The following is a 24,735-nucleotide window of genomic DNA, read 5'->3' as shown; positions in this document are numbered from 1 at the left end:
CCTCCCCCACTGACCGAAAGGCACGGCTCCATGGAAAGGGCAGAACCGAACACTTCCAGAAGGTGGTTCCTGAAGGGCGCCGCCCTGGCCGCCGTCCCGTACGCGTTACTTCCCGACGCGCGGGCCGGGGCGCAGGACCAGGCCGTCGACTATCCGGGCGCGGAGTGGCAGCCGGCGAGCAGGTCCAACTACACGGCCTCGGACCGTCCCGTGTCCTATCCCCTCGACTGTGTGATCATCCATGTCACTCAGGAGACGTACGGCAAGACGCTCGCCATCTTCCAGAACCCGGAGAAGAAGGTGACCGCGCACTACCTGGTGCGCTCGGCGGACGGGCATGTGGCGCAGTGCGTGCGGGAGGCCGACATCGCCTGGCACGCGGGCGACTGGGACTACAACACGCGCAGCATCGGCATCGAACACGAGGGCTGGGTGGACCGGCCCGCATATTTCACCGACGCCCTGTACGAACAGTCGGCCAGACTCACCGCGGCGATCTGCACCAAGTACGGCATCCCGAAGGACCGGGACCACATCATCGGACACTACGAGGTGCCGGGGACGGACCACACCGACCCCGGACGCCACTGGGACTGGAGACGCTACATGAAGCTCGTCGCCGTCGGCTGACTACGGCGGGGACGGCTGGGCCCGGTGGGCCGTTGACCTGGTGGGCGGGTCGTCATACGGGTGGCCTGGTCGTAACGGTTGTCGGCGCGCGCACCGGGAGTGACGATGTCCTCAGCCGCATCACCTCTCGGGGAGGCCGAGTTGACCGATCCGTGGGTGGCCCTGGAGCCGGGGGCCGACCCTGCCGAGCACGCGCGGATGCTGCGTCGCGCGCACGAGACGTTCACCGAGGCGGGCACGGTGACGCGTCCGGTGCGTTCGGTGGTGGCCGAGTCGTGGCGGCGCTCCGCCCGGGCCGGTGTGGGGCCCGACGGCACGGCGAGCGTGGAGCTGGTGGACGGAGACCTCGGCGCCTACCGGGCCGAGCATCCGCTGGCTCGGGTGATGCCGCTGTTCCGTGAGCTGATGGGGACGTTCGCGGCCGACGGGGAGCATCTGCTCGCGGTGTGCGACGCCAACGGCAGGCTGCTGTGGGTCGAGGGTCATCCGGCCACCCGGCGGAAGGCTGGGCGGATGAACTTCGTGCCGGGTGCCCGCTGGGCGGAGACGGCGATGGGCACCAACGCTCCGGGGACGGCGGTCGCCGTCGACCGGCCGGTGCAGGTCTTCGCGGCCGAGCACTTCATCCGGCGGGTGCAGCCGTGGACGTGCGCGGCCGCGCCGGTGCACGATCCGCGCACCGGGCGGGTGCTCGGCGCCGTGGACATCACCGGCGGTGACGGTCTCGCGCATCCGCACAGCCTGGGCTTCGTGCAGGCGGTTGCGCGCGCCGCCGAGTCACAGCTGGCGCTGCTCACCCCGGAGCGGCCCGCCGCCGACACGCCGGAGCTGACGGCACTGGGCCGGGACGAGGCGCAGCTTCTCACCGGCGGGCGCAGGATCAGGCTCAGCCGCCGGCACAGCGAGATCCTCGTCCTGCTGGCCCGTCACCCGGAGGGGCTGACCGGCGACGAACTGCTGTGCGCGTTGTACGAGGACGAGTCGGTGACGCCGGTGACGCTGCGCGCCGAACTGGCACGGCTGCGCAGGGTGCTGAGTCCGGGGCTGCTGGCCTCGCGGCCGTACCGGCTGACCGTGCCCGTCGAGTGCGACGTGGCCGTCGTCGAGCGGCGGCTGGAGACCGGAGCGGTCACGGCGGCCGCGACGGCGTACGCGGGTCCGCTGCTGCCCGGCTCCCAGGCCCCTGCGGTGGTACGGCTCAGGCACCGACTCGCCGACGCCCTGCGTACGGCACTGATCGCCCGCCGCGACCCCGACCTGCTGGCCGACTGGGCGCATGCGCCGTGGGGCGAGGACGACCTCGACGTGTGGCGGGCACTCGCCGCGCTCCGGCCGACAGCGCCGGTCCGGGCCCGACTGACCGCACTGGAGGACGAGTTGACCGCCCCGGGCACCTGGCCGGCAACCATCGGTCGCCGGGGCACCATGCCGAGGTAGCCCTGCCGCCGCACGACACTGACCCCCGCACCCAGCAGCCATCCACCCCCCAAGCACCCTCAAGGACCAGCCGGCCACACCGGCCACCCGGCCGACCGCCAGGGCACCACGAGGACGTAGCCCTGCCGCCGTACGACACTCCCCCCGTGCCCAGCAGCGACCCAAGCCCGGCAAACACGCTCAAGGACGAGCCAGACACACCGGCCACCCTGCCCGCAACCACCGGCCGCCAGGGCCCCACACCGCCGCAGCCCTACAGCCGCACGACATTGCCCCCCGCACCCAGCAGCCACCCCAGCCCCCAAAACACGCTCAAGGGCGAGCCGACCGCACCGGTCGCCTGGCACAGGGCCATCGGCTGCCGGGGAGCCGTTCCGGCGTACCCCACGCTCGGATCCTCGGGGCGCTCGCGGCAACGTAGTTGCAACGTCGTCGTCCCTAGCCTCCTGACGGAGCTGCCCAATGGCGGGCAGCGCTTCGAGGGAGGCAGAGCAGCATGACCCGTTACACGGCGCCCGGCACCGAGGGCGCGATCGTCTCCTACCAGGCGCGCTACGACCACTTCATCGGGGGCGAGTACGTGCCGCCGGCCCGCGGACAGTACTTCGAGAACCCGTCGCCGGTGAACGGTCAGCCGTTCACGGAGATCGCTCGCGGCACGGCGGAGGACGTGGAGCGGGCGCTGGACGCGGCGCACGCGGCCGCCCCCGGGTGGGGCCGCACGTCGGTGACCGAGCGCTCCGCCGTCCTGCTGAGGATCGCCGACCGGATGGAGGCGAACCTCGAGAAGCTCGCGGTCGCCGAGAGCTGGGAGAACGGCAAGCCGGTGCGTGAGACGCTGGCCGCCGACATCCCCCTCGCCATCGACCACTTCCGCTACTTCGCGGGCGCGATCCGTGCGCAGGAGGGCTCGCTCGGCGAGGTCGACGACGACACCGTGGCGTACCACTTCCACGAGCCGCTCGGCGTCGTCGCGCAGATCATCCCCTGGAACTTCCCGATCCTGATGGCGGTGTGGAAGCTCGCCCCGGCCCTCGCCGCGGGCAACGCGGTCGTCATCAAGCCCGCCGAGCAGACCCCGGCCTCCATCCACTACTGGATGAGCCTGATCGCCGACCTACTACCGCCGGGTGTCGTCAACATCGTCAACGGATTCGGTGTGGAGGCGGGCAAACCGCTCGCGTCCAGCCCGCGGGTGGCGAAAGTGGCGTTCACCGGTGAGACCACGACCGGGCGGCTGATCATGCAGTACGCCTCGGAGAACATCAAGCCGGTCACCCTGGAGCTCGGCGGCAAGTCGCCCAACATCTTCTTCGACGACGTCTGGGCGCACAACGACGACTTCCGCGACAAGGCCCTCGAGGGCTTCACCATGTTCGCGCTCAACCAGGGCGAGGTGTGCACCTGCCCGTCCCGGGCGCTCGTGCAGCGCGGCAACTACGCCGAGTTCCTCGAGGCCGCGGTCGCCCGCACCGAACTGATCAAGCCCGGGCACCCCCTCGACACCGACACGATGATCGGCGCCCAGGCCTCCAACGACCAGCTGGAGAAGATCCTCTCCTACCTCGACATCGGCCGCCAGGAAGGCGCCCGGGTCCTCACCGGCGGTGAACGCATCGAACACGATGGCGAGTTGAAGGGCGGTTACTACGTCCAGCCCACCATCTTCGAGGGCGACAACCGCATGCGGATCTTCCAGGAGGAGATCTTCGGCCCGGTGGTCTCCGTGACGTCCTTCGACGACTTCGACGACGCCATCAAGATCGCCAACGACACGCTGTACGGCCTCGGTGCGGGCGTGTGGACACGGGACATCAACACCGCGTACCGGGCGGGCCGGGCGATCCAGGCGGGCCGCGTCTGGACGAACTGCTACCACGCCTATCCGGCGCACGCGGCGTTCGGCGGCTACAAGCAGTCCGGGATCGGGCGCGAGACGCACAAGATGATGCTGGAGCACTACCAGCAGACCAAGAACCTCCTGGTTTCCTACAGCCCGAAGAAACTCGGGTTCTTCTAGAGCCTGAAGCCGGTTGCCTGGAGGCGTCGTTGCGCTCCAGGCAACCCGACACAGGAACTGTGGCGGCGTCTCGTGGGTTACGGATGCCGGCCGCGGCCGGTGGGGCTTGGCGTGGGGGCCGGGGTGGGTGAGGTGCTGCCGCCGACAGCGCCGCCGATCAGCCCGCCGTCGCCCGCACCGCCGGTCGAGCCGCCGCCGGTGGTGGTTCCGTTTGTGTCGGTCGGGGTCGGGCTGGGGCAGTCCTTCTTCCGCCCGTGGCATGGTCCGGCGGTGGGGCTCGGTGCGGTCGGGGTGGCCGACGGCGTGCTCGCGGTGACGGAGGGGGCCGGCGAGGGGGCGCCGTATTCGTCGCTGCCCTGGCCGAGTTGGGGTGCGGGCGGGAACTGCTGGACGGGCAGGCCGTTCAGGGCGGCGGTCATGTAGCCGGTCCAGATCTCGGTGGGCATGTCGGCGCCGAAGACCTTGGAGTAGCCGCCGACGCCCTGCATCGACTGCAGACCGGCGTTCTTCGGATCCTCCTTGAACATGCTGACCGCCGTGACCAGTTGCGGGGTGTAGCCGATGAACCAGGCAGACTTGTAGTCGTCGGTGGTGCCGGTCTTGCCGGCCGCCGGGCGACCCAGGGCCTGGGCGTTGGTGCCCGTGCCGTGTTCGACCACGTCCTGCAGCACGTCGGTGACGGTGGCGGCGGTCGAGGCGGGCATGGCCGTCGTCCCCTGGGGCGCCTCGAAGCCGGGCAGCTGCCGGCCGTCGGCGATGACCTTGGTCACCGAGTACGGCTCGTGCTGGACACCGCCGTCGTCGAAGGTGGCGTACGCGTCGGCCATGCGGATCGCCGAGGGGGTGGAGGTGCCGATGTAGAAGCCGGGGGTGTCGTACTGCAGACTGCCGCGCAGCAGGCCCGCCTTGAGGGCTTCGTTCTCCACGTTGTCGTAGCCGACGTACTCGCCGAGCTGGACGTACGGGGTGTTGACCGACTGCTCCATGGCCTTGCGCAGGGTGATGTAACCCCACTTCGTGGAAACGTCGTTGCGCTGGTGCAGGAGCCCCGTCGGGTCGCCCGGGTTCGGCATTTCCTGGCCCTGCTGGTTCTTGATGGTGATGCCGTCGTCGCCGTTGAACTTGGAGTCCGGGGTGATCGGTGAAGGCGAGTGGCCCGGGGAGAGTACGGCGCCGTGGTCAAGGGCGGCGGCCAGGTCGAACGGCTTGAAGGTGGAGCCGACCGGTACCCCCTTGGCGTCGGCATTGTCGGTCCAGTGGCCCTTGTTCCAGCCCGCTCCGCCGTACAGCGCCACGACCGCACCGCTCGACGGGTCGACCGACGCCGCACCGACCTGGACGTCCTTGTCGGCCGAGCGGTGCTTGGGGTCGAGGTGCTTCTTCTGCATCGCCGCGACCGACGCCGCCAACGCCTTGACCTTCTTCTTGTCGAAGGTGGTGTAGATCTGGTAGCCGCCGTGACCGAGTTGCTGGTCGGTGAGGGACGTATGGGCCTCGACGTACTTCTGCGCCGTCTGCACCAGGTAGCCGGTCTGCCCTGACATCCCCGCCGACGGCGTGTAGGGCTTGGGCGTGGGGAATCCGGCGGCCAGGTACTGCCGTTCCTGCGCATCGGTGATCTTGTGGATCTTGGCCATGCGCTGCAGGACGTACGTCCAGCGCGCCGTGGCTTGGGCCTTGGCCTGCGGGTCGGTGTCGGCGAGCATCATCACGCTCGGCTCGTTGACCGTGGCGGTGAGGAACGCGCCCTGGCTGACGGCGAGTTGGGAGGCGTGGACGTGATAGTAGGTGTTGGCCGCGGCCTCAATACCGTAAGCGCCCCGCCCGTAGTAGCAGCTGTTGAGATAGCCCTGCAGGATCTGCTGCTTGGACATCTGGCCGCCGATCTTGAGGGAGATCATGATCTCCCTCAACTTGCGGGTGACCGACTGGCTCTGGTCGAGGTAGGTGTTCTTCACGAACTGCTGGGTGATGGTGGACCCCGACTGCACCTCGCCGCCCATGGCCATGTGGTAGACGGCGCGCAGCATGCCCTGCGTGTCGATGCCGGGGTCGGAGTAGAAGGTGGCGTTCTCCGCGGCCAGAAAGTCCCACTGCACCGCCTTGGGCACCTGGGCCAGGTCGACGTTCTGCCGGTTGGTCGAGCCTTGCGTGGCCATCACCGAGCCGTCGGACCAGTAGTAGGTGTTGCTCTGCTGCTGGGTGCTGGGATTCGCGCTCGGAATCGTCGTCGTGGCGTAGGCGTACGAGAACAGGCCCAGCAAGCCCCCGAAGAAGAGCAGGAAGGTGCCGAGCACCTGCTTCCACGAGGGCAGCCACCGCCGCACGCCCCGCTTGCCCGCACGTGGGTAGTCGATGAGGCGGCGGCCGGAAGTCGCCGCATTCGTGCGCCGCGCGGCTGCCCGTCCGGAACGCCCGGCAGCTGTACGGGGCCTGTCCGCCGCTCGGCGGCCCCGCCCGCCTCCCGCCCGGGCAGCCCTGCGCGCCTCGGCACGGCCGCCGTACGGTACACCGTCCGAGCCGGACGGCCCGGTCCTCCCCGACGGTCGGCGCCGGTGTTCACTCATCCTCGCCACTCCTCAGCCAGGCACAGACCCACCCGCCGCTGCGAAGCCGACCGGCCCCGCCATGACAGGCAAAGGGCCTGGCCTGGGGCCCACTGATGCACTCGCCGTTACTACAAGTTGTAAGAGTAAGCGGTGCAGAGCATACGACGGCAACCGGCTCCGCCAAAGCTCGCGTGGCCGCCGCGGGCGACCACCGGGTCCTGCATGCGGTCACCATGCGGGCGAGGCCGGTGCCCTGCGGACCGGCACACCGCGTCACTCCGAAGGAATGCGGAACTCGAATTCGGGACGGTCCCACGGCACGGCGGGCGGGTTCGCGAACACGGTCCCGGTCCGCACCGCACCGACACGGTGGTAGAAGTCCTCCGCGGGACCATGCGACACGACCTTGAGACGGTCGAGCCCGGCCGCACGGGCCTCGGACTGCATGTGCGCCACGAGCAGCCGTCCGATACCCCGTCCTTGCGCTTCGTCGGCGACGAACAGCAGGTCGAGCTCCGGTGGATCGAGGACGAGCGAGTAGAACCCGAGGACCCGGCCTCCCTGCTCGTCGGCGCCGACGGCCACAAAAGTGCGGTGGGCCTCGATGTAATCAGGACCGACCCGGTAGCCCGCGACTGCGGCTGCGTACTTGCCCTCGTAGGCGCCTGAGCCACGCACGAGCCGTGTGAGCCGTTTGGCATCCCGCGCGACAGCCCTCCGTATCGTGATCGGCTGGCTGATCGGGGAAGTGCGTGAACCCATCGGGAGAGTATGTCGCACCGGGGAGTGCCTTGGTGCGGCGGGTCGGCTGCTCGGGCAGGCGTTCCCGCACCGCTCCCGGCAACCGCTTGACCGGGCCCCGATCGGCCAGGTCACTGCCGTCGAACCGGCCGCCCGCGCCCAGCTTCACTCGACGGGGTGGATGCCGGCCGCTCGCGAAGCCCAACTCAGCCGCCGCGCCGCACCCGGGCCGCCTTACGGGCCTCGGCGAGCTTGCGGGCCTCGCTGCTCTTGCGGGACGACGACCTGCCCCCGGAACCGCTCTTGGCGTCCTTGGTGCTGCCCAGGCCACCGAACGGGATGTTGTGGTTCTTGGGGCGCGGTACGGCCGGCCCGCCGTCGAGAGGCTTTCCGGAGGGGGCCTTGGCGCCGGTGATCCGGCTCAGCTCCGCCTCGCCGGACCGCACCTTGGTGATTTTGGGGGCGACGTCGGCGTCCGCCATGACCTGGCTCGTCTCGCGGCGCTGTCCCGAAAGGACGAGTGTCACGACGGTGCCGGAGCGTCCGGCCCGGGCCGTGCGGCCCGCCCGGTGCAGATAGTCCTTCGGGTCGGTCGCCGGGTCGACGTTGACCACGAGGTCGAGGTCGTCGACGTGCAGGCCGCGCGCGGCGACGTTCGTCGATACCAGCGCGGTGACCTGCCCGTTCTTGAACTGGGACAGGGTCCGGGTGCGCTGCGGCTGGGACTTCCCGCTGTGCAGGGCGGCGGCGGCCACGCCGCTGGCCCGCAGATGCCGCGTGAGCTGATCGACGCCGTGCTTGGTGTCCAGGAACAACAGGACGCGGCCGTCCCGGGCGGCGATTTCCGTGGTCACGGCGTATCGGTCCGGGCCGTGCACGACGAAGACATGGTGCTCGATCGCGGAGACGGCGCTGGACGAGGGGTCCACCGCGTGCACGGCGGGGTCGCGCAGGTAGCGCTGCACCAGCTGGTCGACGTCGCCGTCGAGGGTGGCGGAGAACAGCATCCGCTGCCCGTCGGGACGCACCTGGTCCAGGATGCCGGTGACCTGCGGCAGGAACCCCATGTCACACATCTGGTCGGCTTCGTCCAGGACCGCGATGCGCACCCGTCCCACTCGGCAGTCCTTGCGCTCGATGAGGTCGTGCAGCCGACCGGGCGTGGCGACGACGATCTCGGCGCCGTCCCGCAGCATGGCGGCCTGCCGTCCGATGGACACGCCGCCCACCACGGTCGCGAGCCGCAGCCGCAGCGCCTCCGCGTACGGGGTGAGCGCCTCACCGACCTGCTGGGCCAGTTCCCTGGTGGGCACCAGAACGAGCGCCAGCGGCTCTTTCGGCTGCGCGCGCCGCCCGGCCGTCCGGGCGAGCATCCCCAGACCGAAGGCGAGCGTCTTGCCGGATCCTGTGCGGCCCCGGCCCAGGACGTCCCGTCCCGCGAGCGCATTCGGCAGCGCCGCCGCCTGGATGGGGAAGGGCACGGTCACGCCCTGCTCGTCGAGCGCCCGCAGAACCTCGGCCGACAACCCCAACTGGGCGAAGGACGCGGCCGTGGGAACCGCCGAAGTGGCGCCCGACGCCTCGGACACAGCATCCTGCTGCCGGGCACCGACACGTGTTGATTCGCTCACAGAGAGCCTTCCTCCGAAGGGACCGTACCGAGGAAGGCGCGGCAGGGACGCGGCCGCCGACCACAGACACTCAACGGAGCGCCGACACAGCGACACAGCAAAAGCGCAACGTTAGCACGGGGCATACTGTCCGGGCTTTCCGTGCCGCGACACTCAGCCCAGGAACGACAGCCGGACCTGCAGATCCGGACCGGGAGCGGACCGGCTTGGCCCCGCCGGTCACCCGAACAGGCGCCGCTGGATCTCCCGCCGGTAGTCCTCCAGCGTCCGGTCGAGGTGGACCGCCGTGGCCTCGGCCGCCTCGTCGGGACGGCCGTCGCGGATGGCCCGATAGATCGCCTCGTGCTCCTCGACCGCGAGCCGGGTGCCCGTGCTGAAGGTGTCGTGGATACCGAGGGCGCTGGACTGCCGCTGCAGACGCCGCGCGTCACGCACGGCACTGACCAGGAACGTGTTGTGCGACGCGGCCGCGACGGCCCCGTGGAAGTCGTCGTCGCCCTGGTTGAAGACGTCCACCTGATCGTGCTCGAACCCGTGGCGGCACTGTTGCATGGCGATCTCGATGGTGCGCAGTTCGGCCGGCGTGGCACGGGTGGCCGCCAGACTGCTCGCGGACATCTCCTGGACCCTGCGGAACTCGAACAGCATGAGGACGTGGTCGAGGTCGACGGGACGGAAGAACCCTCCCCACCGGCTGGTGAGGAGCATCCCCTCGTCGTCCGCGACGAACAGCCCGCGCCCCTTGTGGGCCCGCACCCGGCCCAGCGCGGAGAGGATCTTCACGGCCTCCCGCACCACCGCCCTGCTGGTGTTCAGCGTCTGGGCCAGGTCGTTCTCGGTGGGGAGCCGGTCGCCCGCCTCCAGGCGCGATTCGGCGATGAACTCGAGGATCTGCTCCGCCACGATCTCGTAACCGGGGCGGTAGTCGCGCTGTTCGCCCGCACCGTTCGCCGCCGGTGGCGCGGCAGGGGCGGCCTGCTCCGGCAAGGCCGCTCCGGTCACGGGCGTGTCGTTCATCGATTCTGCCTCCAGGGTGACTACCGAGACCGCGTTCGTTCGCTGCGCAGCCAGCGGCATCATACCCCAGTACGGCATGAGTCGTACTCATTTTTCACGAGGCAGCACCACACCCGTACCGCACCTGCCGCGGATTGCGGCAAAATCTTCCTTTACGGCACTCCATCGCCCTCGCTCACTCGAAGTGCCATCGCCAATAAGGCGACTAATGGCATCGACGATGGAGTCACGTAGCCGCCCATCCGCAGAGTGACTTGTACTCAACTGAAGGTCGAGACGGTCTAGGGGATCTTCCGGAGGGATTCGCTCGAGCGTAGATGTTCCCGCAGCCACTGCTCGGTGTTGCTCACGTGCAGCAGTGCGGCGGCCTGGCTGAGGGCGGCGTCGCGGGTGAACAGGGCGTTGAAGATCGCTTCGTGCTCGGCGAGGGTGCGGCCCGCGGCCTTGTCGTCGACCAGCCCGCGCCATATGCGGGCGCGCAGGGTGCGGCCGGAGATCCCTTCCAGGAGGGTCAGGAGGGTCTCGTTGCCCGTGGCGGAGACGACGGCGCGGTGGAAGGCGGCGTCGTGGGCGTTGAGCTGCTCGACGTCGTCGCGGGCGTCCCGCATCGCGTCCAAGTGCCGCTTGACTTCGGCCAGTTGGTCGTCGGAGATCCGGGTGGCGGCAAGTGCCGTGGCGAGCGGTTCAAGGAGCCGCCGTACCTCCATGAGGTCCTGGAGGGCGACCGAGTCTCCCTGCAGCAGTTCCACCGCGCCGCCGAGCCCCTCCAGGAGCAGGCTCGGCTGCAGGCTGGTCACGTACGTGCCGTCGCCGCGCCGGACCTCCAGGACGCGGGCGACGGCCAGTGCCTTGACCGCTTCGCGGGCGAGGTTGCGGGACAGCCCCAGCTGGGCGGCCAGGTCCGGCTCCGGCGGGAGCTTCGACCCCGGCGGCAGCGCGCCGGTGCGGATCAGTTCCCGGATCTGCTCGATGGCCTTGTCCGTCAGCGACACTGCGCATCCCTCCCGCCATCGCGCCCCGCGAGCACGTCCGACCTGATCAGCCCCTGAGTGCGGAGTTCGTCCCAGAGGGCGTCCGGGACGCGCTGATCATGGAGTTGCACGTTTCGTCCGACCTGTTTCGCAGTCCGCATGCCGAGGGTGACGTTGATGATACTGGGATGCGTGTGGGGGAAGGCGATCGCGGCGGCGGGCAGGGTGGTGCCGTGTGCCTCGCAGACCTGGGCGATCGCCTGGGCGCGCGCGACCAGGTCGGTCGGGGCGTCCTGGTAGTCGTATTTCATGCCCTCGGCGGGGCGGTCCTGGGAGAGCAGGCCGGAGTTGAAGACGCCGACCGCGACGACGCTCTTGCCGTGGGCCTGGGCGGCGGGCAGGACGTCGTCGAGGGCGGACTGGTCCAGGAGTGTGTAGCGTCCGGCGAGCATGACCACGTCGGCGGCGGTCTCGCGCAGGAAGCGGGCGAGCAGGGCGGACTGGTTCATGCCGGCGCCGATCGCTGCGATCACGCCCTGGTCGCGCAGTTCGGCGAGGGTGGGCATGGCTTCGTCGGCGGCCTGGTGCCAGTGGTCGTCGGGGTCGTGGAGGTAGACGATGTCGAGGCGGTCCAGGCCGGTGCGTTCCAAGGTGTCCTCGATGGAGCGCAGGACGCCGTCGCGGCTGAAGTCCCATTGCCGGCGCAGGTCGTCCCGTACGACGAAGCCCTCCGTGTCGACGCCGCGCGGATGTTCGTTGGGGACCAGGAGGCGGCCCACCTTGGAGGAGATGACGTACTCCTCGCGGGGGCGGTCGCGCAGGGCGGCGCCGAGGCGGCGTTCGGAGAGGCCGAGGCCGTAGTGCGGTGCGGTGTCGAAGTAGCGGATGCCGGCGTCCCAGGCCGTGTTGACGGCGGCCGTCGCGTCGTCGGCCGGGGTGACGCGGTAGAGGTTGCCGATCACCGAGGCGCCGAAGCCGAGGTCGGTGAGCTCGACGGGGGTGTGAGGGATCTTCCGGCGGTGCAAGAGATGCTCCTGAGAGGGTTGTTCAGCGTCTGACGTGGGCCGAGCCGCCGGCGATGAGCGCCTCGACCTCCGCCAGGGTGGCCATCGAGACATCGCCGGGTGTGGTCATGACCAGGGCGCCGTGCGCGGTGCCGTAGGCCAAGGCCTGCTCGAGGCAGGCGCCGGTGAGCAGGCCGTGGATCAGTCCGGCGGCGAAGGCGTCGCCGGAGCCGATGCGGTCCAGGACGTGCAGGCCGGGCATCCGCGGGCCGGTGACGAAGCCCGTTTCGGCGGACCAGGCCGCCGAGGACCAGTCGTTCACGCCCGCCGAGGGCACCTCGCGCAGGGTGGTCGCGAGCACCTGGGCGCCGGGCAGCAGGTCGGCCACTACGGCGAGGGCGTCCGGCACCTGGTCGGCGGCGAACCTCACGGCGCCCGGATGTTCGCCCGCGAGGCCGAGGGCGCCGACCACGACATCGGCATGCCGGGCCAGGCGCAGGTCGGTCTCGCGGGCCCGTTCGGCTCCGCCGCGGCCGGTCCAGAGGCTGGGGCGGTAGTTGGGGTCGTAGGAGACGGTGACGCCGTGCCGGCGGGCGGCCGCCATGGCTTCGTCGGCGACGTCGAGCGTGGTGTCGGACAGACCCGCGAAGATGCCGCCGGTGTGGAACCAGCGCACCCCCGTCGAGAACACCGCATCCCAGTCGATGTCGCCCTTGCGCAGTTGAGAGACGGCGGTGTGGGCGCGGTCGCTGACGCCGAGCGCGCCGCGGATGCCGTAGCCGCGTTCGACGAAGTTGAGGCCGTTGCGGGCACTGCGGCCGATGCCGTCGTCGGGCACCCAGCGGATCAGCGAGGTGTCGACGCCGCCCTGCAGGATCAGGTCCTCCACCAGCCGGCCCACCGCATTGTCGGCGAGCGCGGTGACGACGGCGGTGCGCAGGCCGAAGCAGCGGCGCAGGCCGCGGACGACGTTGTACTCGCCGCCGCCTTCCCAGACCTGGAAGGTGCGGGCGGTGCGGATGCGTCCCTCCCCGGGGTCGAGGCGCAGCATGACCTCGCCGAGAGCCACCACGTCGCTCACGTCCTGCTCCTTTCGGCCGCGTCGGCGGTCAGCCGGCGGATCTCCGCGTAGTCGCCGCGGCTGAGGTGGTCGGGGGTGGCCATCCAGCTGCCGCCGACGGCGAGGACCGCCGGGTCGGCGAGGTAGGCGGCCATCCGGGAGGCGTCGATCCCGCCGGTCGGCACGAACCGCACCCCGGGAAACGGGGCCGCCAGCGCCCGCAGGGTCCGCAGGCCGCCGAGCGGTTCGGCGGGGAAGAGCTTGACGGTGTCCAGGCCCGCCTTCAGGGCGCGCATCAACTCGGTGGCGGTGGCGATGCCGGGGATCACGGGCGCCCCCAGCTCCCGGCATCGGGCGACGACTTCGTCGTCGAAGCCGGGCGAGACGACGAAGCGGGCCCCGGCCGCCACGGCCCGCTCCGCCTGCTCGGCCGTGAGGACCGTGCCGGCACCGACCGTGAGGCCGCCGTGGGCGGCCATCGCCTTGAGCACCTGCTCGGCGTCCGGGGTGCGGAGAGTGACCTCCGCGCAGCGGGCGCCGCCCGCCGCGAGCGCCTCGGCCAGGGGGCCGGCGCTCGCGGTGGACGGTACGGTCAGCACCGGCACGATCCGCGTCTCGGCGAGCATGTCGGTGAGGTCGCCGTTCATCGGCCCAGCCATCCGCCGTCCACGGGCAGCACCACACCGTGGACGTAGGCGGCGGCCTCGGAGGCGAGGAAGACGGTGGCTCCCGCGAGGTCCTCGGCGGTGCCCCAGCGGCCGGCCGGGATGCGCTCCAGGATGGCCCTGCTGCGGTCGGGGTCGTCCTGTAGGGCCTGGGTGTTGTCGGTGGCGATGTAGCCCGGCGCGATGGCGTTGACGTTCACCCCGTGCGGGGCCCACTCGTTGGCCAGCGCCTTGGTCAGGCCCGCGATGCCGTGCTTGGCGGCGGTGTAGCCGGGCACCGTGATGCCACCCTGGAAACTGAGCAGCGACGCCGTGAAGATGATTTTCCCCCGACCGCGGGCGACCATCGCCGCGCCGACCGCGCGGGTCAGCGCGAACTGCGCGTTCAGGTTGACCTGGAGCACCAAATCCCAGTCCGCGTCCGTGTGGTCGGCGGCCGGGGCGCGGCGGATCGTGCCCGCGTTGTTGACCAGGATGTCCACCGGGCGTTCCCGCCCGGCCAGGTCCGCGCCCAGCGCCCGTACCGCGGCGGGGTCGGCGAAGTCGGTGCGGACCGCCTCGAAACTGCGGCCCGCCGCATGGATGTCCTTCTCCACCGCGCTGCCGGATGCCTCCAGGGTGGCGCTGACGCCGATGATGTCGGCGCCGGCCTCGGCGAGTGCGCGGGCCATGGCCCGGCCGATCCCGCGCCGGGCCCCGGTGACCACAGCGAGCTTGCCGGTGAGGTCGAAGGCGCTCATACCGCGGTCTCCTGGGTGTCGTCGGTGCAGTCCACGAGGATCTTCATCACGTCGCCGCCGCCCTCCAGGGCCTCGAAGGCGGCCGGTGCCTGGGTGAGCGGCACGACCTTGCTGATCAGCCGGTCGGCCGGGACGGTGCCGTCGGCGACCAGGGCGACCGCCTTCTCGAAATCGGAGCGGTCATACAACCGGGCCCCGATGAGGGTGAGTTCACGCCAGAAGAAGCGGTGCAGGTTCACCTCACGCGGCCGCGGATGGATCGCGACCAGACACAAACGGCCGCGCACCCCCAGCACCTCGACCGCGGTGTCCACGCCGCCCGCGGCACCGGAGACCTCGAAGGCGACGTCCGCGCCCGCGTCCCCGGTCCACTGCCGCACCAGCTCGGGCAGGTCCTCGGCGGCCGGGTCCCAGGTCGCCAGGCCCAGCTTCTGGGCGAGCAGCCGCCGGTGGGCGTTCAGCTCCACCACCCGGACGTCTCCTCCGGCGGCCTGCGCGACCAGGGCGATCAGGACGCCGACCGGGCCGCCCCCGACCACCACGACCTTCTCGCCCTCGCCCACGTCGGCGCGGCCGACGTCGTGCACGGCGACCGCGGTGGGCTCCACGAGCGCGGCCCGGTCCAGGGGGAGGGAGTCGGGCAGCCGTATCAGGGTGGCGGCGGGCACGGTCCAGCGCTGCTGCATCGCACCGGGGGAGTCGATGCCGATGAAGTCCAGGTGCTGGCAGATGTGCTGATGCCCGCAGCGGCAGGCCGGGCAGGTGTCGTCCCAGCGCAGCGGCATCACGGTCACCGCGTCACCGGGCGCCCAGCCCTCCACGCCCGGGCCGACCCGGGTGACGCGGCCGGACATCTCGTGTCCCAGGACGGCGGGCGGGGCCACCCGGGCGTCCATGTCGCCGTGGAAGATGTGCAGATCGGTACCGCAGATACCGACGTAGGCGGGGGCCAGCTCCACCTCACCGGGGCCCGGCGGCGCAGTGGCAGCGGGCGCGGTGTCCAGGGTGCGGGCGGACAGGTAGCGGACGGCGAGTGTCATCGTGTCGTCAGGGTCCCTTCAGCGCGGACGCCGATGGTCAGCAGCAGGTTGGCGTAGGTGCGGGTGTCGGCGGTGACGATCGCCAGTGCCAGGTCGGGTGAGCGGGCGGCGTCGTAGAACTCGAAGCGGCCGAGCGTCTCGACCGGCACGGGCGCCAGCTTCGAGCGGTACCCGGCGATGGCGGGCGGCTCCGGTTCGCCCTCGGGCGGCACCATCACGTGGGCCGTCTCGACGGGCAGGGCGCGCAGCAGGACGTCGAGCACGGTGGTGACGTCCAGCAGGCCGGGGGCGAGGTTGAGGTGGACGGTTCTGGCGCGCTCGCCGGTGGCGGTGCTCGCCGGGTAGTGGCCGTCGGCAAGCAGCACGCGGGCGCCGTGGCCGGCTCCGGCCAGGGATTCGAGGATGCCGGGGTGCAGCAGTTCGGTCAGGAGCACGGTGTCTCCGCGTTCGTCGGAGCAGGGGTGAGGGTCAGGTGGTAGAAGGCGGTCGCGGTGCCGGCGAGCACCGCGTGGGCCTCGGTGGTGGAGCAGTCGTCCAGGAGTTCCTCGACGGTGGCGGCCCAGCGGTTCCAGCCGCCGGCGAGGACGCAGACGGGCCAGTCGGAGCCGAACATCAGCCGGTCGGGGCCGAAGGCGGAGAGCAGGACGTCCCACACCGGGCGAATGTCGTCGACCGTCCACTTCTCGTGGTCGGCCTCCGTGGCCAGTCCCGACACCTTGCAGTGGACCTGGGGATGCCGGGCCAGCAGCCGCACCTGGCGTGCCCAGTCGGTCAGTTCATGCCGCGCGACGGAGGGCTTGCCCGCGTGGTCCAGGACGAGCGGCAGCTCCGGCAGCCGTTCCGCGAGGCGGATCGCCTGCGGGAGCTGGTGGCTGCGGACCAGTACGTCGTAGCCGAGCCCGCGCTCCGCGACCGCCCGCAGCCCCCGCTCGACCTCCGGGCGTTGGAGCCACCGCGGGTCGGATTCGCCCTGTACGACGTGCCGTAGGGCGCGCAGGTACCGGCCTGCGGGACCGGCCCGCAGCTCGTCGAGTTCGTCGCCGATCGCGGGAGACGTCAGGTCCGCCCAGCCGACCACGGCGCCGATCAGTGGGTCGCTGTCGGCCAGGGCGAGGAGGTCGCGGGTCTCGGGCACGGAGGCGATGCACTGGACGACCACCGTGCTCGTCAGTCGCCGTCCGGCGATCGGCCGGGTCGCGGCCGAGCGCAGGGCGTGCGAGCTGAAGGTGCGACGGATCGGCTCGTGCCCGGGCTCGTCCAGCCAGGGCTGCGGCCGGACGTCCAGGTCCCAGACGTGGTGGTGGGCGTCGACGAGGGGCTGGGCCTCAGACACGAGCAGTCCACACGGGGCCGTCGGGGTAGGCGTACTCCTTGAGGGACGCCTGGTGCATCTGCGCGCTCAGCCCGGGCAGTGTCGGCGCCCGGTAGTGGCCGTCGACGATGCGCACCGGGTCGACGAAGTGCTCGTGCAGGTGGTCGACGTACTCGATCACGCGGTCCTCGGTGGTGCCGGAGACGGCGACGTAGTCGAACATCGACAGGTGCTGCACCATCTCGCACAGGCCCACCCCGCCCGCGTGCGGGCAGACGGGCACGCCGAACTTCGCGGCGAGCAGCAGGATGGCGATGTTCTCGCCCACGCCGCCGACCCGCGCGGAGTCGATCTGCACGATGTCGACCGCGCCGGCCTGGAGGAGCTGCTTGAAGACGACCCGGTTGGCGATGTGCTCGCCCGTGGCAACCTTGATGGGGGCGAGCGCCTTGCGGACCGCGGCATGGCCGAGGATGTCGTCCGGGGAGGTGGGTTCCTCGATCCAGTACGGGTCGTACGGGGCCAGGGCGCGCATCCAGTCGATGGCGGGCTGGACGTCCCATCTCTGGTTGGCGTCGACGGCGATGCGGATGTCCGGGCCGACGGTCTCGCGGGCGGTGCGCATGCGCCGTATGTCGTCCTGAAGGTCCGCGCCGACCTTCAGCTTGATCTGGGTGAAGCCGTCGGCGACCGCCTCCCGGGCGAGGCGGGCCAGCTTCTCGTCGGAGTAGCCGAGCCAGCCGGGCGTGGTGGTGTAGGCGGGGTAGCCCCGGTCGAGCAGGTGGCCGATGCGCTGTTCGCGGCCCGGCTCGGCGCGGCGCAGGATCTCCAGGGCCTCCTCGGGTGTGAGGGCGTCGGAGAGCCAGCGGAAGTCGACCTGCGCGACCAGTTCCTCCGGTGTCATCTCGCCGAGGAATCGCCATACGGGCTTGCCGGCGCGCTTGGCGGCCAGGTCCCAGGCGGCGTTGACGACCGCGCCGGTCGCCATGTGGATGGCGCCCTTCTCCGGGCCCAGCCAGCGCAGTTGGGGGTCGTGGACGAGGGAGCGGGAGAACGCGCCGAGGTCGCCGCAGACCTCCTCGACGGACAGGCCGACCACGTGCGGGGCGAGGGCCGCGATGGCGGCGGCCTGGACATCGTTGCCGCGGCCGGTGGTGAAGGCCAGCGCGTGGCCCTCCAGGCCGTCGGAGGCGTCGGTGCGCAGGACGACATAGGCGGCGGAGTAGTCGGGTTCGGGGTTCATCGCGTCCGACCCGTCCAGGTGCTCGGACGTCGGGAAACGCACGTCCAGCACGTCCAGGGCGGTGATACGGGCAGAGGCCGGGGAAGCGGACGGGGCGGATGACATGGCGGCAACTCCTGTGAGAGCAGGGGCGAGACGGCCCCTTGCGACGAGATGGCGGTGGGGCGGAGGGTGCCGGGCGGCCGGGAGGGCCGCCCGGTTCACTCCTGGACCTTGCCGCCGGTGATGCGTGAGATGGCGAGGGCGACCAGGATGATCAGGCCGTTGAGAGCGCCGATCCACTGCGCGGGGACACCCGCCAGCGTGAGCACGTTCTGGATCATGAAGAGCAGCAGGATGCCGCAGAACGCGCCGAACATGGTGCCCTTGCCGCCGTTGAGGCTGATCCCGCCGATGACGGCGGCGGCGAACACGGTGAAGATGTAGCCGTTGCCCTGCGCGGAGGCGACCGAGGCCAGTCGTCCGGAGAGCATCAGCCCGGCGAGGGCGGCGAGCAGGCTGCCGGTGACGATGACGATCCACAGCACCCGGTCGGTGCGGATACCGGCCGCCTTGGCCGCGTCGACGTTGCCGCCGATGGCGTAGAGGGAGCGGCCGAAGCTGGTCCAGCCGAGCACCACGATCGCGACCGCGAACAGCAGCAGGCAGACCCAGATCGACGCGGGCATCCCGAACCATTCGGTGGTGCCGAGGTAGAGCATCGACGGCGGCAGCTGGAAGAAGGTCTGGCCGCCGGAGATGCCGGTGAGGACACCGCGCAGCACGATCAGCATGCCGAGGGTGACGATGAAGCCGTTGAGGCCGAAGCGGATGATCAGCAGGGCGTTGATCACGCCGATCAGCAGACCGGTGGCGAGCGTGACAGGGATGGCCCAGGCGCCGGGGAGGAGGCCCAGTCCGTGGCCCGCGCCGGCCGGTACGACCAGCCAGGCCGCGACGCCGGGTGCGAGCCCCATGGTGGACTCGAGCGACAGGTCCATCTTCTTGACGATCAGGATCATCGTCTGGGCGAGGACCAGCAGGGCCATCTCGGACATGGTCTGCAGGACGTTGATGAGGTTGTCGGCCTGCAGGAACACCGGGTTGACGATCTGTCCGACGATCGCGATGACGACGATGGCCGGGACGAGCGCGAGGTCGCGCAGCCGGGCCAGCGGTATCCGGCCGCCGAGCAGCGCGGTCCGCTTCGCCGCGGGCTCCGGGGCGCCCGCCGCGGCGGTGTCCGCGAGGACGGTTTCAGGCATGGAGGTCCACTCCTTCCATCGCGGCCACGAGGTCGTGGTCGTGCCAGCCGCGGGCGATCTCTGAGGTCACACGGCCCTGGAACATCACCAGGACCCGGTCGCACATGCGCAGGTCGTCCAGTTCGTCGGAGGCGATGAGCACTCCGGTGCCGGTCTGCGCGGTCTCCTCGACCTTGCCGAGGAGGAATTCCTTGGAGCGCACGTCCACGCCCGCGGTCGGGTTGATCAGGACCAGCAGCCGGGGGTCGTCGGCCAGGGCGCGGGCCATGACGACCTTCTGCTGGTTGCCGCCGGAGAGCGCCGACACGGGCAGGTCGGGTCCGGGAGTCTTGATCGCCAGCTTCTCGATCATGCCCTCGGCGAGCCGGTCCCGGCGGGTGCGGCTCAGGAACCCGTTCGGACCGAGCCGCTTCGGCACGGACAGCGTGGCGTTGTCAGCGATCGACATGTCGGGCACGAAGCCCTGATGGTGGCGGTCCTGCGGGACGAACCCGGCGCCTGCGGCGAGCGCCGCGGGCACGCTGCCCGGCCGTGGCCGCTTCCCTGCGATCTCCACCTCCCCCGCCGCTGCCGCCCGCAGTCCTACGACGGTCTCGGCGACCTCGGTGCGACCGCTGCCGGCGGCCCCTGCGAGGCCGACGATCTCGCCGGCCCCGATCCGGAAGCTGACGTCGTCGTACCCCTCGCCCCGCAGTGCGCGCACGTTCAGTGCGGGCGTGGCGCCGGCGTCGAGGGTGGCGGCCCGTTCCGCGCGCCGGTCGGCGGCCGCCTCGCCGGTCATGGCGGCGACGAGCTCGGCGCGGGGCAGGTCCGCGACCGGGGCGGTGACGATGTGCCGGGCGTCGCGGAACACGGTCACCATGTCGCAGATCTCGTAGACCTCCTGGAGGTGGTGGCTGATGAACAGGAAGGTGACGCCCTGGCGTTGCAGGTCGCGGATGCGGTCGAAGAGCCGGTTGATGGCCGCGCCGTCGAGCTGGGCGGTCGGCTCGTCGAGGATGATGAACCGGGCCCCGAAGGACAGCGCGCGGGCGATCTCCACGAACTGCCGCTGCTCGACGCTCAGTTCGGCGGCCGGGCTCTGCGGGTCGACCTCCACCGACCAGGCCGACAGCAGCTCCTGTGCGCGGCGGCGGGTGGCCTGCCAGCTGATGAGACGGCTCGATCCGTGGTCGTGCCGGTTCAGGAAGAGGTTCTCGGCGACGGTCAGCGTGGGGATGATCGTCGACTTCTGGTAGACGCAGGCCACGCGCCGGCGCCAGGCGTCACGGTCCCCGAGCTTGGGGGCCGGTTCGCCGCCGAAGGTCACCGTTCCCTCGTCGGGGGCCTGAAGGCCGGTGAGGACCGACACCAGGGTCGATTTGCCTGCTCCGTTGCGGCCGACGAGCGCATGGGTCTCGCCGGGCCTGATGGTGATCCGGGCGCCGTTCAGGGCCACCGTCGGACCGAATCGTTTGACGATGCCCGTCGCCTCGACGACGGGCGGGGCTGCGGGGGCCCGCCCGTCGTCCGCCGGGGCGGGCGCGGGGGTCACTGCTCGCTCCCCGTCGCTCATCTCAACCGCCTTGTTCTCGTGGGCCGTTGTGTTCCGGGGGAGGATCAGCCGAGGTTGTTGCCCCACAGCGACTTGTCATCGCTCTTGACGCTGGGCACGCCGCCGTAGGTGGCGCCGTCGGCGGTGACGAGCGGGGCGGAGAGCTGGTCCTCGAGCACGCCGTCGCGGACCTTGATGATGGTGCTGTCGTGGTCGGTCTTGCCGGGCTTGAACGTCTTTCCGTCGATCGCGGCCTTCAGGTAGTACAGGGCGTACTTGGCGTACAGGTCGGCCGGCTGGGAGACGGTGGCGTCGATCTTGCCCGCAGCGATGTCCTTGAGCTCCTCGGGGATGCCGTCGTTGGACACGATGAAGACGTGCTTCTTGTCCTTCGGGTCCACCAACAGGCCCTTCTGCTTGAGCACCTGGAGCGTGCCGGCCAGGGCGAAGCTGGACTCCATGTAGACGCCCTTGATGTCCGGGTTGGCGGTCAGGTCGGTCTGCAGCTTCTGCGCGGCGACCGCGCCGTCCCAGTTGGTGGCCTCACCGAGCACCTTGATGCCGGGGTAGTTCTTCTTCATGCAGTCGTTGAACGCCTCGGTGCGGTCGCGGCCGTTGATGGAGTCCAGACCGCCCTCGAGCATCACGACCTTGCCCTTGCCGCCCAGCTTGGTGCCCAGGTACTGGCAGGCCTTCTCGCCGTAGGCGCGGTTGTCGGCGCGCACGACCATGAACACCTTGCCGCTGTCGGGGCGGGTGTCGACGGTGACGACGGGGATCTTCTTCGCCTCCAGCTGCGCGAGGGTGGGTGCGATGGCGGCGGTGTCCTGCGGGGCCATCGCGATGCCCTTGACGCCCTGGCTGATGAAAGTCTGTGCGTTGGCGGTGAGCTTGGCGACGTCGTTCTGCGAGTTGGTGGTCTTCAGGTCCAGCCCCAGCTCCTTGCCGTACTGGGGCGTGTACTTGATGTAGGAGTTCCAGAAGTCGGTGTCGGAGCGCGGGTAGTCGACGCCGACCAGCGGCTTGTCGCCCGACGACGCCGAGGTGGTGGAGCCGCTGCTGCACGCACTGAGCAGAGCCAGTGCGGACACGGCGGAGACGGCTGAACAGAGGGCGGTTCTGAGTCTCATCGATGCTTCCTCGCGCTCGTCCCTGGGCGGGAGATGTTTCGCCTCGACGACATCTGCGTATCGCCGTGCGGTAGAGATGGGATGTTTATAGGCGTGGGTTCGATGCGCTGTCTAGACCCTCGTCGAACTCGAATTGAAATACCAGGTCAAAGCCGTCTCGCTGATACAGCTGGCGCTGCCGAGACCGAAGATGCATCCCATCAATCCATGGCACCGGGCCAGCGCGTTTGACCGCCAGGCTTCGACAGACATGCCATGTTTGAGTGATAACAAAACGCCCTGAACTGTACGCAATCCTATGTAACCGCCTTGCCGTGCAGCGCTTTTCATCCCTGCACGCTGGTTGACATCCCAGGGAGACATGGCGGACCTTCATCCGTAACAAGCGGCCCGCTGCACTCCCCTGTCCCCTTCTGAACCAGGGATGTTCCATGTCCAGTTCGCTCAGCAGACGCCACTTCCTGGCCGGCGCCACGTGCGTGGCCGCTGCCGCCGTCGCCGGAGGTGTGTTCGGCGCCGGTACGGCCCAGGCGGCGCCCAGCACGTACACGCCCGACTGGAACTCGGTCGACCAGCACCCGCCTGCGCCGGAGTGGTTCCAGGACGCGAAGTTCGGGATCTACTTCCACTGGGGCGTCTTCAGCGTCCCCGCGTACGAAAGCGAGTGGTACCCGCGCAACATGTACAACGCGGGCAGCAACGCCAACCAGCACCACATCGCGACCTACGGCCAGCCGTCGGCATGGCCCTACCACAACTTCATCAACGGGGCGAAGGACCTGGCGGGCAACTTCGTGAAGTTCGCGCCGAAGCTGAAGTCGGCCGGCGGGAACTTCGACCCTGACGAGTGGGCGCAACTGTTCGTCGACGCGGGCGCCAGGTTCGCCGGCCCGGTCGCCGAGCACCATGACGGCTTCTCCATGTGGGACAGCCAGGTCAACGAGTGGAACTCGGTGAACAAGGGCCCGGGGCTGAACCTGCTGCAGCTCTTCTCCACGGCCATCCGCGCCAAGGGCCTCAAGCTGCTGGTCGCCATGCACCACGCGTACAACTTCAACGGCTACTACGAGTACGCGCCCGCCCAGACGGACCCGAGCCTGAAGAAGCTCTACGGACAGCTGGGCTCGGCCGCCGAGAACCAGCTCTGGTACGACAAGCTCAAGGAGGTCATCGACCGCGCCCAGCCGGACATCCTGTGGCAGGACTTCAAGCTGGACGCCATCGACGAGACCCAGCGCCTGAACTTCCTGTCGTACTACTACAACCAGGCCAACAGCTGGGGCCGCGAGGTCGTCGCCACCTACAAGGACGGCCTGAACAGCAAGGGCGAGGTCTTCGACTACGAGCGCGGCGGCCCGGCCGACATCACCACCCCGTACTGGCTGACCGACGACAGCATCTCCAGCTCCAGCTGGTGCTACACCCAGGGCATCGGCTACTACAGCATCCAGCAGATGCTGCACTCGTTCATCGACCGGGTCAGCAAGAACGGCAACATGCTGCTGAACATCGCGCCGATGGCCGACGGCACCATCCCCCAGGCGCAGAAGGACGTCCTGCTCGGCATAGGCGACCATCTGAAGCGTTTCGGCGAGTCGATCTACTCGACGCGCGCGTGGAGCGTGTACGGCGAGGGCCCGACGAAGATGGGCGGCGGCGCCTTCACCAATCCGACGGCCGGCACGGCGCAGGACATCCGCTTCACCCGCAACAAGGACAACAACGTCCTGTACGCCACCGTCCTGGGCTGGCCGGGCAGTTCGCTGACGATCAAGACACTCGGCTCGGGCAGCATCAACCTGTCGTCACTGACCTCGGTGAAACTTCTCGGCTCCACCGCCGGCACCTACATCGACCTGCCGACGCCGGTCCAGAGCGCCTCCGGCCTCACGGTCACCCTGCCCTCCTCGGCGCCCTACAGCGCCAACGCCTATGTCCTGAAGCTCTCCTTCTCCGGCACCATCCCGGCCGTGACGCCGCTCGCCGGGGCCGTCGCCTTCACCGACGTCAACTACACCGGCAGCTCCGCCACGTTCGCCCTCGGCGACTACACCGCGGCCGACCTGACCGCGGCGGGAGTGGGCGCGCGCAGCATCTCCTCCCTCCGTCCGGCCCAGGGCTACCAGGTGATCGGCTACTCCGGTGACAACTTCACCGGCACCTCCTGGACCTTCACCGCCGACAACCCCGATCTGCGAGTCACCGGCAACAACGACCAGATCACCTCGCTGAGGGTCCAGTTCAACCCGGCGTCGTACTTCCGGATCACCAACGTCACCGACGGACTCGCCCTGGACAGCGGCGGCAACGTGGCCTCCGGGTCCAACCTCAAGCAGTGGAGCTGGGACGGCAGTTCCAACCTCCAGTGGCAGGCGGTGGCGGTCGCGGACGGCTACTACAAGCTGGTCAACCGCACCAACGGCATGGTCGCCGACGGCTGGGGCGCCACCGCGGACGGCTCCGCGGCCCGACAGGCCGCCTGGAACGGCGGCACCAACCAGCAGTGGAAGATCACCAACCGGGGCGGCGGCAGCTACTCGATCGCCAACCGCACCACCGGCCTGGTCCTCGACGGCGGTGGCAACGTGGCCTCTGGCTCCGTCACCAAGCAGTGGACGTACGGCAGCAGTACGAACCTGCTGTGGACCTTCACGGCCCTCTGATCCTGGGGGCCTGCGAGCTGCGGCGGCGTACCTCTGGTGCGCCGCCGCAGCCGCCGTCCGGCCGGAAGACCGGAACGGCCAGTGCCACGCCGAGAAAAAGGTCG

Annotated in this window: 20 protein-coding genes; 4 read left to right on the top strand and 16 right to left on the bottom strand. The window is 70.2% G+C overall.

Annotation, left to right across the window (positions count from 1 at the left end):
- The first annotated feature begins 30 nt into the window (after nt 1–30).
- From ACIBW9_RS08725 to ACIBW9_RS08715, 3 genes are all read left to right on the top strand, one after another.
- Nucleotides 31–630 (top strand): N-acetylmuramoyl-L-alanine amidase, encoded by a 600-nt coding sequence (locus tag ACIBW9_RS08725; protein ID WP_398952676.1) that lies wholly within the window; start codon nt 31–33, stop codon nt 628–630.
- A 105-nt stretch (nt 631–735) separates the two neighbouring features.
- Complete coding sequence (locus ACIBW9_RS08720; RefSeq protein ID WP_398952674.1) at nt 736–2,067, top strand: GAF domain-containing protein; 1,332 nt, start codon at nt 736–738, stop codon at nt 2,065–2,067.
- 496 nt (nt 2,068–2,563) lie between these two features.
- Nucleotides 2,564–4,087 (top strand): aldehyde dehydrogenase family protein, encoded by a 1,524-nt coding sequence (locus ACIBW9_RS08715; protein WP_398952672.1) that lies wholly within the window; start codon nt 2,564–2,566, stop codon nt 4,085–4,087.
- Nucleotides 4,088–4,164: 77 nt separating this feature from the next.
- Here ACIBW9_RS08715 and ACIBW9_RS08710 read toward each other — a convergent pair whose 3' ends face one another.
- The 16 genes from ACIBW9_RS08710 to ACIBW9_RS08635 form a co-directional block, all read right to left on the bottom strand.
- Nucleotides 4,165–6,414, bottom strand: coding sequence for a transglycosylase domain-containing protein (locus tag ACIBW9_RS08710; RefSeq protein ID WP_398952670.1), 2,250 nt, complete (start codon nt 6,412–6,414; stop codon nt 4,165–4,167).
- 495 nt (nt 6,415–6,909) lie between these two features.
- Nucleotides 6,910–7,398: a GNAT family N-acetyltransferase gene (locus ACIBW9_RS08705; RefSeq protein ID WP_398952668.1), complete on the bottom strand. Its 489-nt coding sequence runs from the start codon at nt 7,396–7,398 to the stop codon at nt 6,910–6,912.
- A 185-nt stretch (nt 7,399–7,583) separates the two neighbouring features.
- Entirely contained in the window at nt 7,584–8,966 is a 1,383-nt protein-coding gene (locus ACIBW9_RS08700; protein WP_398953943.1) for a DEAD/DEAH box helicase, read from the bottom strand.
- 261 nt (nt 8,967–9,227) lie between these two features.
- A complete protein-coding gene (locus tag ACIBW9_RS08695) occupies nt 9,228–10,025 on the bottom strand; it encodes a FadR/GntR family transcriptional regulator (protein WP_398952666.1) in 798 nt (265 codons plus the stop codon).
- A gap of 281 nt (nt 10,026–10,306) precedes the next feature.
- On the bottom strand, nt 10,307–11,017 hold the full coding sequence (locus ACIBW9_RS08690; RefSeq protein WP_398952664.1) for a FadR/GntR family transcriptional regulator: 711 nt from the start codon (nt 11,015–11,017) through the stop codon (nt 10,307–10,309).
- A complete protein-coding gene (locus ACIBW9_RS08685; RefSeq protein ID WP_398952662.1) occupies nt 11,008–12,021 on the bottom strand; it encodes an aldo/keto reductase in 1,014 nt (337 codons plus the stop codon). The genes ACIBW9_RS08690 and ACIBW9_RS08685 overlap by 10 nt, the downstream gene beginning before the upstream one ends.
- Before the next feature lie 22 nt (nt 12,022–12,043).
- Nucleotides 12,044–13,081: a PfkB family carbohydrate kinase gene (locus ACIBW9_RS08680; protein ID WP_398952660.1), complete on the bottom strand. Its 1,038-nt coding sequence runs from the start codon at nt 13,079–13,081 to the stop codon at nt 12,044–12,046.
- Complete coding sequence (locus tag ACIBW9_RS08675; protein ID WP_398952658.1) at nt 13,078–13,719, bottom strand: bifunctional 4-hydroxy-2-oxoglutarate aldolase/2-dehydro-3-deoxy-phosphogluconate aldolase; 642 nt, start codon at nt 13,717–13,719, stop codon at nt 13,078–13,080. The genes ACIBW9_RS08680 and ACIBW9_RS08675 overlap by 4 nt, the downstream gene beginning before the upstream one ends.
- Nucleotides 13,704–14,465: an SDR family oxidoreductase gene (locus ACIBW9_RS08670; protein WP_398952656.1), complete on the bottom strand. Its 762-nt coding sequence runs from the start codon at nt 14,463–14,465 to the stop codon at nt 13,704–13,706. The genes ACIBW9_RS08675 and ACIBW9_RS08670 overlap by 16 nt, the downstream gene beginning before the upstream one ends.
- Nucleotides 14,462–15,505, bottom strand: coding sequence for a zinc-binding dehydrogenase (locus tag ACIBW9_RS08665; RefSeq protein WP_398952654.1), 1,044 nt, complete (start codon nt 15,503–15,505; stop codon nt 14,462–14,464). Before ACIBW9_RS08665 ends, ACIBW9_RS08670 begins: the two co-directional genes overlap by 4 nt.
- Nucleotides 15,502–15,939 (bottom strand): RbsD/FucU domain-containing protein, encoded by a 438-nt coding sequence (locus ACIBW9_RS08660; protein WP_398952652.1) that lies wholly within the window; start codon nt 15,937–15,939, stop codon nt 15,502–15,504. Before ACIBW9_RS08660 ends, ACIBW9_RS08665 begins: the two co-directional genes overlap by 4 nt.
- Nucleotides 15,930–16,838, bottom strand: coding sequence for an amidohydrolase family protein (locus ACIBW9_RS08655; RefSeq protein WP_398952650.1), 909 nt, complete (start codon nt 16,836–16,838; stop codon nt 15,930–15,932). Before ACIBW9_RS08655 ends, ACIBW9_RS08660 begins: the two co-directional genes overlap by 10 nt.
- Complete coding sequence (locus ACIBW9_RS08650; RefSeq protein WP_398952648.1) at nt 16,831–18,165, bottom strand: L-fuconate dehydratase; 1,335 nt, start codon at nt 18,163–18,165, stop codon at nt 16,831–16,833. Before ACIBW9_RS08650 ends, ACIBW9_RS08655 begins: the two co-directional genes overlap by 8 nt.
- A 95-nt stretch (nt 18,166–18,260) precedes the next feature.
- Nucleotides 18,261–19,304 carry an ABC transporter permease gene (locus tag ACIBW9_RS08645; RefSeq protein ID WP_389088327.1) on the bottom strand — a complete coding sequence of 348 codons (1,044 nt, stop codon included), beginning with the start codon at nt 19,302–19,304 and terminating at the stop codon, nt 18,261–18,263.
- Nucleotides 19,297–20,859 (bottom strand): sugar ABC transporter ATP-binding protein, encoded by a 1,563-nt coding sequence (locus ACIBW9_RS08640; RefSeq protein ID WP_398952646.1) that lies wholly within the window; start codon nt 20,857–20,859, stop codon nt 19,297–19,299. Before ACIBW9_RS08640 ends, ACIBW9_RS08645 begins: the two co-directional genes overlap by 8 nt.
- A 44-nt stretch (nt 20,860–20,903) precedes the next feature.
- On the bottom strand, nt 20,904–21,968 hold the full coding sequence (locus ACIBW9_RS08635; protein ID WP_398952644.1) for a sugar ABC transporter substrate-binding protein: 1,065 nt from the start codon (nt 21,966–21,968) through the stop codon (nt 20,904–20,906).
- Between the two features lie 431 nt (nt 21,969–22,399).
- Here ACIBW9_RS08635 and ACIBW9_RS08630 point away from each other — a divergent pair, with 431 nt between their 5' ends.
- Nucleotides 22,400–24,631: an alpha-L-fucosidase gene (locus tag ACIBW9_RS08630; RefSeq protein WP_398952642.1), complete on the top strand. Its 2,232-nt coding sequence runs from the start codon at nt 22,400–22,402 to the stop codon at nt 24,629–24,631.
- Nucleotides 24,632–24,735 lie beyond the last annotated feature (104 nt).

Origin of the sequence: Streptomyces sp. NPDC049541 (assembly GCF_044465725.1) — a bacterium.
GTDB lineage: Bacteria > Actinomycetota > Actinomycetes > Streptomycetales > Streptomycetaceae > Streptomyces.
The sequence above is the reverse complement of the archived record's forward strand: the minus strand, read 5'-3'. Positions and strand labels throughout refer to the sequence as shown.